We start from the raw sequence: 9,854 nt of genomic DNA, 5'->3' as shown, positions 1-9,854 counted from the left end.
CCAGGCGGGCCGCCGCGGCGGGTGGGATGTCCGGGGTGGCGCCGGCCAGGATCAGGCCGTCGTTGGTTTCGCTCATCGCCGTCAGGAGGCGCTCGCGGCGGGACGGGCCGCCCGGGTCGATGCGGACGATCTCCGGGTAGCGCCGCGTGAGGTGGGCGCGTAGGGGTCGCAGCAGGCGCAGTGTCCGCGCGTCGCGGCGGCCCGCCGCCAGGCCCGGGACCGCCGGGATCGTCAGGCCCAGCACGATCAGCAGCACCGACACCGCGGGGAAGCCGACGTCGAGCGCGCACGGCAGCGTCGAGAACGGGCCGCGGCACAACGCCTTCGCCGGGTGATCGGACTCCAGCGCGTGGATCGTCGCGACGACCTTCCCCGTGAGGTACGCGATCGCGAACGCCGAGGCCAGCAGGAGCAACGCCAGACCGGCGCGCAGGGCGCCGCCGCTCGCCCGGATCGTCACCGCGGCGACGATCCCGATGTCGATCACCGCGAGGCCCAGGTACACGGTGTAGGTGAAGACGTAGACGACCAGCGTCGGGTGGGTGCGGTACAGCTCGTCGAACAGGCCGATCCCGCGGGGCAGGTCCGCCGTGCTGAAGAACATGACGACGAGCAGCGTCAGCGCGACGCCGAGCGCCACCAGCCGGGTGCGGCGGCCGCGGTCGCGGGTGCCGCTGATCTCCGCGACCGTCAGCCCGATGCCGTAGGCGGCGACCATCGTCGCCAGGTTCGACAGCAGGCGGCCGAGACTCGGGTAGATCTCGCTCTCGAACTGCTGCGCCCGGTTGGAGAGGAAGCAGAACGCCGCTCCCAGCGCGATGAGCGAGACGGCCAGTCCCGCGCCCGCGCCGGTACGCCGCGCGCGGACCGCGCGCCAGATGCCGACGACGAGCGCGAAGACCCCGACCCCGAGGAACAGAATGTCGATCACGGGAGGCGACTATCCCAGGAGTGCCGCCAGCCGCCTAGCCTGGTCGGCCGCCCGGCCGGAGGCACCCGGCTGAACGGCGGAGGGTTCGCTGGTCGCGGCGCTCATCAGCAGGACGGCGATCAGCTCGGCTTCGTACTCCTCTGTCCCGCTCGTGACGCGCGTGAGCAGGTGCGACAACGCCGCCGGCGCGAGGTCGGGGGCGAGCTCGGCGGCTTCGGACTCGGCCATCAGGCAGGTGCCGGTGTGCGCGCACAGCATGTGGGCGAGCTCGTGGGCGATGATGTGGTCCTGGTGCAGCGCCGACGTGTGCTCGGTGTAGGCGATCAGGTCGTAGTCCGGGCGCGCCTGCCAGGCCCCGGACGGCTGCCCGGGCCGGTAGGCGATCGGGACGAGGTCGATCTCGCGCCCGCGCCAGGCTTCCAGGCGGTCCACCCAGCCGTTCATCGACCACGGCCGGGGCAGCGGGACGGCGGCGAGCACCGTCCGGACGCGCGCCCGCGCCCGGTCACGGAGGTCCGGCAGACCACGCTCGTCGATGGGTCCTCCCCGCTCACCGGGCGCCAGCCGGCTGCACCGGGGCGCGATCACGGACGAGGTCATCCTAACCGACCGCGGTGGCTCACTCGGGCTTCCGGCGCCGGCCTTCGCGGCGGCGGGTGTCGTCGTAGCTGCTGAGCTGGTCGAGCAGCGCCGTCACGGTTTCGCGGTCACGCGGGGAGAGCCGCATCGCCCGCTGCGCCAGGGTGCGCGCTTCGGCGTCGCGCCACGCCACGACGTCCTCGACCTGCTGGTCGACTTGGCCGGCGACCTCGTCGTCGAAGAAGTAGGTGACGGGCACGCCGAAGAACTGCGCGAGCGCCTGGATGTGCGAGCGCTTGGGGTCCTTGCGCGCGCCGACGGCCAGCTGCTGCACGTGCGTCGCCGACATCGAGACGCCGGTCTGGTCGGCGACCCCGGTCGCGATCTCCCGGTAGGAGTACGGCTTGCGGTCCGGCGGGTGGACGGTCGCGATCAAGTGCGCCAGCCGTTCGGCGAAACTGCGCTCTTCACTCACCACACACCACCCTCTGTCATGAAACGTGACAACCGTCAGCGTAGCTGTTCCGAAAACTTGACACATACCGTCCCGGAAAGACTACGATACTCCCGTTCGGTGTTTCGGAAACATGACACAGAACCCTGGGTGGCGCTGCGGCCACGGGGTGATTCACGTGGCCGCTGGGGGTGGCCACGCGCCTAGCTCCGTGCCCGCCGCGCGATCCTTGCGAGCCGAACCGCTTCCGCACGAAGTGGGACGCGCGGGCTCGCCAGCAGCTGACCGGGACGCCCGGCCCGAGGCTTCGGCGCGATCAGACGACCGGCCCGCAGCGCGAGCCCTCCCGTTAGTTCGCCAGCAGCCGGCGCATCACCCCCGGTGTCGTGCCCGTGTGCTCCCGGACCGTGCGCGTCAGGTGGGCCTGGTCCGCGAAGCCCAGGTCCGCCGCCAGCACCGCCAGTTCCCGCTCCCCCGCCTCCAGCCGCTCGAGGGCGCGGCCGACGCGCACCCGATTCCGGTACCGCGTCACCGAAACGCCCAGCTCGCGCGGGAACGCGCGGCTCAACCGGTACGGCGACACCCCCAGCGCCTCCGCGAGCGGGAACAAGCCGGCCGCCGCCGGTTCGTCCGAGCCGATCGCTTCCCTGGCGCGCGCGACCAGCTCGCGGTCGTCTCGCGTCGAGCCCGTCGACCGGGTGACCGCCCGGCGCACCAGGACCAGCAGCTCCTCCGCCAGCGCGTAATCCGGGTCGGCCGCCGACGCGACGGCTCGGCGGTGGGCCAGTTCCAGCGCGCCGTCGACGTACACCGCGGGCCGCACCGGGCGGTCGCCCGCCAGGCGGGACCACAACTCGGCGCCGAAACTCACCGCCGTGCAGGTGTCGCCGCCCGCCGGGTGCGCGAAGCACTCCTCGTCGCCGGGCGCGGCCAGATAGGCCACCGTCCGATCGGCGTCCGCCACCACTCCCCCGGCACGGCGGCGGAACCGGCCACGGCGGACCAGCACCATCCGGTACGCCGACGACACTTCGGCCGGCGACCACCCGGTGTGGTCGTCGGCGCATTCGACCACGCTCACCGCATACCCGGGGCGGGCCACGACTTCGACTGCTTCACGCACGTCCCGGACCGTACGCCGGGGGTACGACAATTCCGGGCCGCAAGGATCTTCAAGACCGCGGACCCGGGCCGCGGGCAGGCTGCCGCAGAACGAAAGGAGCGGTTCCCATGCCCGCAGAACTCACCACGATCGTCCTCGACTGCGCCGACCCCGCCGCGCTCGCCGCCTTCTACGCCAAGGCGCTCGGCTGGGAGGTGACGCACCAGGACGCGGACTCCGCCCAGCTCGGCGGCGGCCCGGTCGGGCTCGGCTTCCAGCGCGTCGAGGGCTACCGCGGCCCCGGTTGGCCGGACGCCGCCAAGCACGCGCACTTCGACCTCACCGTCGGCGACCTCGACGCCGCCGTCGCCGAGTTCGAAGGGCTCGGTGCCACCCGGCCGGAGTTCCAGCCCGGCGGCACGGACTGGGTGGTGCTCGCCGATCCCGAGGGTCACCTCTTCTGCCTGATCCCGGCCTGACGCGGCGGGTGGCCCCTCGGCGAAGAGGGGCCGCCCGTAGTCAGGACCGGTAGACGCCGAACTCGTACAGCGAGTAGCCGTACGCGGTGCCGCGCTGGGTGGCGTGCACGCGGACGTACCGCGCGGTGGCCGTGACCGCGATGTCGTCGGCGCCGCCGTCCCCGGACGTCGTCCCGTACACGCTGCGCCAGTTCGCCGCGTCGTCGCTGACCTGGATTTCGTACGCCTTACCGAACGCCGCCTCCCAGACCAGCTGGACGTGGTCGAACGCCTGGCGGCTGCCCAGGTCCACCTGCAGCCACTGCGGGTCGGCCCAGGCGCTCGCCCAGCGGGTCGCGGTGTTCCCGTCCGTCGCGGCCTGCGGCGGGTACGGGGCGCCGGGACCGTCGGCCTGGTACGTCGACGCCGTCGTCGCGGCGCCGCGGGCCAGGTTGGTGCCCGGCACCGGCGGCGCGACCACGCGCAGCGAACGCGTCTCGATGCCGACGTTGCCGTGGCCGTCCCGGGCGTAGAGGTAGATCTTCCAGACACCGAGCTGCTGCGGCGCAGTGACGGTGAACGTGCCGGTCCCGGTGAACTGCGCCGGGATCAGGCCGGCCGCGTCGTTGATGTACTTGCTGTTGTACCCCATGGTGTAGCTGATCGGGTCACCGTCCGGATCGGACACCGCGGCGGTCAGGGTGAACGTCCCGCCCGCCGGCACATCGGTGCTGCGGCTGAGGTTCATCGACGAGATCACCGGCGGGGTGTTGCCGCCAGTCTGTCCACTGTAGAGCTTGCGGACGGCGTACCAGGACAGCCGCTTCTCGTTGCCGGTGGTGATGTTGAACCAGACGCCGCCGAAGTCGCCTTCGGTGCCGTAGTGGAAGAGGGTCGCGCCGAGCGCCACGCCCGGGTGCGCCAGCACGCAGTTCCACGCGTTGACGTAACCGTCGCGCTTCTGCTGGTCGGTCGGCTCGGCCGGGACGCCGTTCGCGTCGTCGGGCACTTCCCATTCGCCGGCCGGGCCGGTTTCGGTGATGATGTACGGCTTCGTGTAGCCGCCGGCGAGCCAGTCCTGCTTGACCTGGCACACCTGGGCGTAGGAGTTGACGGAGTACAGGTCGAGGCTCGGCGCGTACGCCTTGTAGTACGGCCAGGCCCCGGTCCACGCGTCGGTCGAGGTGACCGGGTGGTTCGGGTCGATCGCGTGGATGGCCTGCGCCGCCTGGTCGACGAACCGCGTGTAGGCGATCCGGTCCTGCTCCAGCTGCGTACCGGAGTAGCAGTTCTGCATCCCGAGGATCGACTCGTTGCCCACGTTCCACAGCAGCACACCCGGGTGTGTTTTGTATGCGGTAACCCATTTCTGGATTTCGGCGAGCATGGTGTTCTTGTAGTTCGTGTCCGTCGTGTAGTCGACGCACCCGCCGCTGCCGGGGCCGCCGCCGGGTTGCAGCCAGAAGCCGCTGATCACCTTGATGCCGTTGGCCGCGGCGGCGTCGAGCAGCGGCTGCGTGGTGCCGTCGGTGCCCCAGGTCCGGACGGTGTTGACGCCGATAGCGTGCAGCTCCGGCATCCGCGTGGCCGCTTCGCTCACCGGCGGTCCCCAGGTCAGGCCCTTCACGGTCCACGGGATACCGTCGACGGTCAGCTGCCAGTTCCCCTGCGCGCCGGTTACCCGCGTGACGCCGGGACCGTTCTGCGCCCCCGCAGTGCCGCTGACCTGGAACTCCCACAGCGAATAGCCGTAGCCGCCGACGCGGTGGGTGCCGTAGAGGCGGACGTAACGCCCGTGCCCGGTGACCGCGAGATTTTGCATACCACCGACCGCGGTGGTCGTACTGTATACAGTCTGCCAATTCGCGGCATTGTCGGAAATCTGGATTTCGTATGCAGTCGCGTAGGCGGCCTCCCAGTTCAGGGTGACCTGGCTGATGTCGGCCGGCGCGCCGAGGTCGACCTGGAGCCACTGCGGGTCGCTCCAGGCGCTCGCCCAGCGCGTGCCGGGGTCGCCGTCGACGGCCGCCGACGCCGGGGTGCCCGCGCCTTCGGTGCTGGACGCGGTCACCGGTCTGCCCTGGGAAAGCACGGTGGCGGCGTGCGCCGGGGCGGGGCCGGCGAGCAACCCCAGCACCAGCAGGGCCACCAGCGCCGGGACGGCACGGAGGAGCGACGGTCGGTCCACGATGACTCCCGTACGAACAAGGGGACGGAGGTTGGAGAGCGCTCTCCGACGCGACCGATGGTTCGGCACCGCGCCCCGCGTTGTCAAGGATTCCGTCTCGAACCGGACAATGGCTGCCCGCCGCGGTATCCGAGTGCTCCTTGACACGGCGGCACCCCGGTGCGCATGCTCTTGGAGAGCGCTCTCCCATCCTTGGCACCCTCACCGTGGAGGACCCTTGGCAACGAAAGCCGCGCTCCTCGCCTGCACCGCCGCCACCGTGCTGGCAGGCGCCTTCCTGACCGCGGCCACCTGGTCGCCCGCCGGAGCCGACGACCTGGTGACCCACCACGAGTTCCAGGTCAACTGCTCCCCCAGCCACCACCAGCCGGACGACCCGATCGTCTTCCCCGGCCTGCCCGGCGCTTCGCACGACCACACGTTCATCGGCAACAAGACGACGAACGCGGCCACGACGCTGCAATCGCTGCAGGCCGCGGGCGTCGGGAACACGACCTGCCTGGCGCCGGACGACCTGTCGGCGTACTGGTTCCCGACCGTCTACAACGGCAACGACGTGGTGCTGCCGAACTTCGCGCAGGTCGTCTACTACAAGTCCGGCATCCTCGACTACACGAAGGTGGTGCCGTTCCCACCCGGGCTGCGGTACGTCGCCGGCACCGTCACCGCGACCCAGGACGAGTTCCAGCACGCCCCCGGCGCGATCGAGGGCTGGGAGTGCGGGGACAGCTTCCACAACTGGGACATCCCGGTGAACTGCGTGGCCGGCAGCCAGCTCAACATCCGGTACCAGGCCCCGAGCTGCTGGGACGGCGTCCACCTGGATTCGGCGGACCACAAGAGCCACCTGGCGTACCCGGACCGCGCGACGCTGACCTGCCCCGCCGACCACCCGGTGGCCGTGCCGATGCTGGAGTTCAAGATCGCCTTCCCCGTCAGCGGCGACATGTCCGGCGTGCACCTGGCCAGCGGCCGCGGGTATTCGTGGCACTACGACTTCTTCAACGCGTGGGACCCGCCGACCCTGGCCGCGCTGGTGAGCCACTGCATCAACGGCGGCCTGCAGTGCGACCCGCGCGGGTTCGACCTCTACAAGCCGGATCGCGGCTCGGTGCTCGGGCCGAACTACCGGCTGCCCGGCCGCCCGTGAAAGGGCCGGCCCTGGGGGCGGTGGTGGTAGCGCTGATCCTGGGCGGGTGCGCCACCACCGCCGCCACCGGCCCCGCCCCCGGGCCGTCCACCGCCTTCAACCCGACCGACGTCGCCTGGCTGCAGCTCGTGGTCCCGATGACGTCGAACGCCCTCGCGGCCGCCCGGCTGGCCCCGGAACGGGCCGGGAGCGCGGCCGTGCGGTCGGCGGCCACAGCCGTGGTGGTGCCTTCGGAACGCCTGCTCGAGCGGTTGAAGGCGGCACGGGACCGGGCCGGGCTCCCGGCCACCGATGTCCACAGTGGACACCGGATGCCGGGCATGGTCACGCCCGCGGACCTGGCCGCGTTGCGCACCGACGGCGCCGCCGAGTTCGACCGGCGCCTGCTCGCCCTGCTCCGGGCGCACGCGGCACAGCTCGTGGTCCTCGCCCGCGGCGAACAGGCTTCCGGCGCCGACCCGGAAACCCGCGCGCTGGCCGCGGACCTCAGTGCCGAAGGAGCCCGCGAAACCGAGGTGCTGGCGAAGTGAGCTGAAGGGGACTTTCCTCGCAGCACATGCGAGGAAAGTCCCTTTCAGCGCGCCGGAGCCTCAGTACGTCACGGTGACCGGGGCCCGGCCCGGGCGGGCCGGGGCCTTCACCGTCAACGTCTTCGTGGCCGCGTCCCAGCTCCACGCCGACGCCGGGGCCCACCCGGCGCCGACCATGACCCGACTCGGCGCCGCGGCCACGCCGAGGAACTTCACCGTCCATTCGCGATCGGCCACCTGGTACCGGCCCTGCGGCGGCGCCACCGTCACCGTGCGCGAACCGGCGCGCTCGGCGTAGGTGATCTTCGTGGTCGAGCTCTGCGCCGACGAAGTCCCGTTGTCCTCATACAGCGAGAAGGACCCGGACCCGCCCGGCGCGACCGTCACCGTCACCCGGTCCAGCGGGCTCTGGACGTCGTTGGGCACGTCCGCCGTGCGGGTCGCGGTGATGCCGCCGCCGCGCAGGAACACCGGCATCGTGCCGAGGTCCGACGTGACCTGCTGGGTCGTCCCGCCGGTGTACACCTTGCCGCTGAAGTAGTCCGTCCACTGCCCCGGCGGGAACCAGACCGACGTCGTCGCCGAAGTTCCCGGCGTCGTCACCGGCGCCACCAGCAGGTCCGGCCCGTAGAAGTACTCGCTCGACGCCGCCGCGTAGGCGGCCGGGTCGTCCGGGTACTCCAGGTACGTCGGCCGCACCACGGGAACGCCCGTCGTGGCGGCCTCCTGGGCCAGCGTGTAGGTGTAGGGCACCAGGTTCTCGCGCAGGTTCAGGAACTTCGTCGCCGACGCCTTCGCCGCGTCGCCGTACTGCCACGGGAGCCGGTCGCTGTGGTTGCTGTGCAGGCGGTCGATCGGCTGGAACGTGCCGAGCTGCACCCAGCGCGCGTACATGTCGTCGGGCAGCTTGACCGTCTGCCGCTGCTGCCCGCCCGAGGTGTACGTCTCGCTGCCGCGCAGGCCGGTCGTGTCGTTGTGCCCGCCGATGTCGTGGCTGATCGCCGACATCCCCGTCGCGGCCGACTCGGCCGGGGTGATCCCGACCTCCATCCGCAGCGTGCCCCACGTCGAGGACGTGTCCCCGGTGAAGTGGAGCGTGCTGCGCTTGTCCGCCCACGGTCCCGTCGACAGCCCGATCGGACCGCCGTAGCCGCCGGCCTGCAGCGAACCGTAGGCCCGCGAGGTGACGAAGCCGCGGCCGGTCGCCGGGGCGGCCAGGTCGGCGTACTGCTGGTTGATCCACGCGTCCGGGGTGACGCCGGCCAGGCTCGACTTCGAGGCGTCGCAGCACCAGTCGAGCCACCAGAAGTCGTTGCCCTGCTTCATCATGTCGGCGTGCAGGTCGAGGTAGGCCTTCAGCTGGTCCGGGTCGCCCCAGTCGAAGACGTAGCAGTCGGTGCCGCAGCCGGACTTCGCCAGCTTGCCCTTCGCCGTCGCCTGCGCGCGGGCGAACTGCGGGTCCGAGCCCATGATGCTCGGGTGGGTGTTGAGCGTGTTGTGCAGGCCCTGCGCCTTCGACCACGCGAAGAAGCCCGCCGGGTCGGGGAACTTGTTCGTGTCGATCTGCCAGCCGTTCCAGGTGTCCGGCGCCTTGAAGTCGGTGTCGGTGACCAGCACGTCGAGCGGCACACCCTCGCTCCGGAAGCGCGGCAGGATCGTGTCGCGGTAGTCGGCCGCGGTGCGGTCGATGTACTCGGAGTACCAGACACCGTACGCCCAGCGCGGCAGCAGCTCGGGCGGCCCGGTCAGCGTCGCGAGGTCGCGGAGCCCAGCCTTGTAGTCGTGCCCGAACGTGAAGACGTAGCCGTCCTGGTACGGGCTGCCGCCGTGCGACGGCCGCTGGGTCACCGTCTTGGTCGCGGTGTCGTACAGCGCCGACGGGCTGTCGTCGAGCAGGTACCAGCCGTCCTGGTGCAGGAGCCCTTCGGTGAGCGACGGGTTTCCGTTGTCGCCGTTCACGCCGTCGAGGCCGCGCCGGTACCCGCCGAGGGCGAGGTGCGGCTGCGGGGCGGCCGCGCCCGGCGCGGTGACCGCGACGGTGTCGATGTTGACGTGGCAGCTGGTGTCCTCGGGGCAGCCGAGCACGACGTCGTTCGCGCCGGCCTTCAGGTCGACCGGGACCGACGCGGTCTTCCACGCGTCCCAGTTGTCGGTGACCGGGAGGCTCAGCGTGCGCGTGACGCCGTTCGCGGCGACCGACGCGGTCCGCGTTTCGTGGCGCCCGTCGCCGCCGGTGCCGTTGGCGTACCGGACGTGCAGCAGGTACGTGCCGTCGGTCGCGACGTCGGTGATCCGCTGCGTCAGCGACGATCCCCGGTTCAGCTCGGCGACGAAGCCGCGCCCGGCGTAGCCCGGGTGGTCGGTCGCGACGACGGCCGAACCGGCCCGGAGCCCCGCCTCCGCCTCGCAGCTGACGCCGGCCGGGCAGCCGGTGAACGCGCGGGCCGACGCGGGCGGGAAGG

Annotated in this window: 9 protein-coding genes; 3 read left to right on the top strand and 6 right to left on the bottom strand. The window is 71.7% G+C overall.

Going from position 1 to position 9,854, the window contains the following annotated elements; translation table 11 throughout:
* From G3I65_RS45180 to G3I65_RS45165, 4 genes are all read right to left on the bottom strand, one after another.
* Positions 1–931, bottom strand: a 931-nt coding sequence (locus G3I65_RS45180) for a hypothetical protein (protein ID WP_160701554.1), incomplete at its 3' end; no start/stop codon positions are given.
* Between the two features lie 9 nt (positions 932–940).
* The gene (locus tag G3I65_RS45175) at positions 941–1,531 is read right to left on the bottom strand and encodes a hypothetical protein (protein ID WP_160701553.1); all 591 of its coding nucleotides are present in this window, start codon (positions 1,529–1,531) and stop codon (positions 941–943) included.
* Between the two features lie 19 nt (positions 1,532–1,550).
* The gene (locus G3I65_RS45170) at positions 1,551–1,985 is read right to left on the bottom strand and encodes an XRE family transcriptional regulator (RefSeq protein ID WP_160701552.1); all 435 of its coding nucleotides are present in this window, start codon (positions 1,983–1,985) and stop codon (positions 1,551–1,553) included.
* Positions 1,986–2,313: 328 nt separating this feature from the next.
* Positions 2,314–3,117, bottom strand: a complete 804-nt coding sequence (locus G3I65_RS45165) for a helix-turn-helix domain-containing protein (protein WP_160701551.1) — start codon at positions 3,115–3,117, stop codon at positions 2,314–2,316.
* A gap of 77 nt (positions 3,118–3,194) precedes the next feature.
* On the opposite strand from G3I65_RS45165, the gene G3I65_RS45160 reads away from it, so the two are divergent.
* Positions 3,195–3,545: a VOC family protein gene (locus G3I65_RS45160; protein ID WP_160701550.1), complete on the top strand. Its 351-nt coding sequence runs from the start codon at positions 3,195–3,197 to the stop codon at positions 3,543–3,545.
* 40 nt (positions 3,546–3,585) lie between these two features.
* Here the strand turns inward: G3I65_RS45160 and G3I65_RS45155 are convergent, their stop codons facing one another.
* The gene (locus G3I65_RS45155) at positions 3,586–5,712 is read right to left on the bottom strand and encodes a discoidin domain-containing protein (protein WP_160701549.1); all 2,127 of its coding nucleotides are present in this window, start codon (positions 5,710–5,712) and stop codon (positions 3,586–3,588) included.
* Between the two features lie 217 nt (positions 5,713–5,929).
* Here G3I65_RS45155 and G3I65_RS45150 point away from each other — a divergent pair, with 217 nt between their 5' ends.
* On the top strand, positions 5,930–6,862 hold the full coding sequence (locus G3I65_RS45150; protein WP_160701548.1) for a DUF1996 domain-containing protein: 933 nt from the start codon (positions 5,930–5,932) through the stop codon (positions 6,860–6,862).
* Between the two features lie 20 nt (positions 6,863–6,882).
* Positions 6,883–7,392 (top strand): DUF305 domain-containing protein, encoded by a 510-nt coding sequence (locus G3I65_RS45145; protein ID WP_309236008.1) that lies wholly within the window; start codon positions 6,883–6,885, stop codon positions 7,390–7,392.
* A gap of 60 nt (positions 7,393–7,452) precedes the next feature.
* Here G3I65_RS45145 and G3I65_RS45140 read toward each other — a convergent pair.
* A partial coding sequence (locus G3I65_RS45140) for a TIM-barrel domain-containing protein (RefSeq protein WP_160701546.1) occupies positions 7,453–9,854 on the bottom strand: 2,402 nt, incomplete at its 5' end.

It is taken from the genome of Amycolatopsis sp. SID8362 (genome assembly GCF_010550475.1).
Classification (GTDB): domain Bacteria; phylum Actinomycetota; class Actinomycetes; order Mycobacteriales; family Pseudonocardiaceae; genus Amycolatopsis; species Amycolatopsis eburnea.
The sequence above is the reverse complement of the archived record's forward strand: the minus strand, read 5'-3'. Positions and strand labels throughout refer to the sequence as shown.

Bases quoted from the DNA above. Each gene is read 5' to 3' on its own strand.
- G3I65_RS45160 (WP_160701550.1), top strand. From the start codon at position 3,195: ATGCCCGCAGAACTCACCACGATCGTCCTCGACTGCGCCGACCCCGCC.
- G3I65_RS45175 (WP_160701553.1), bottom strand. From the start codon at position 1,531: ATGACCTCGTCCGTGATCGCGCCCCGGTGCAGCCGGCTGGCGCCCGGT.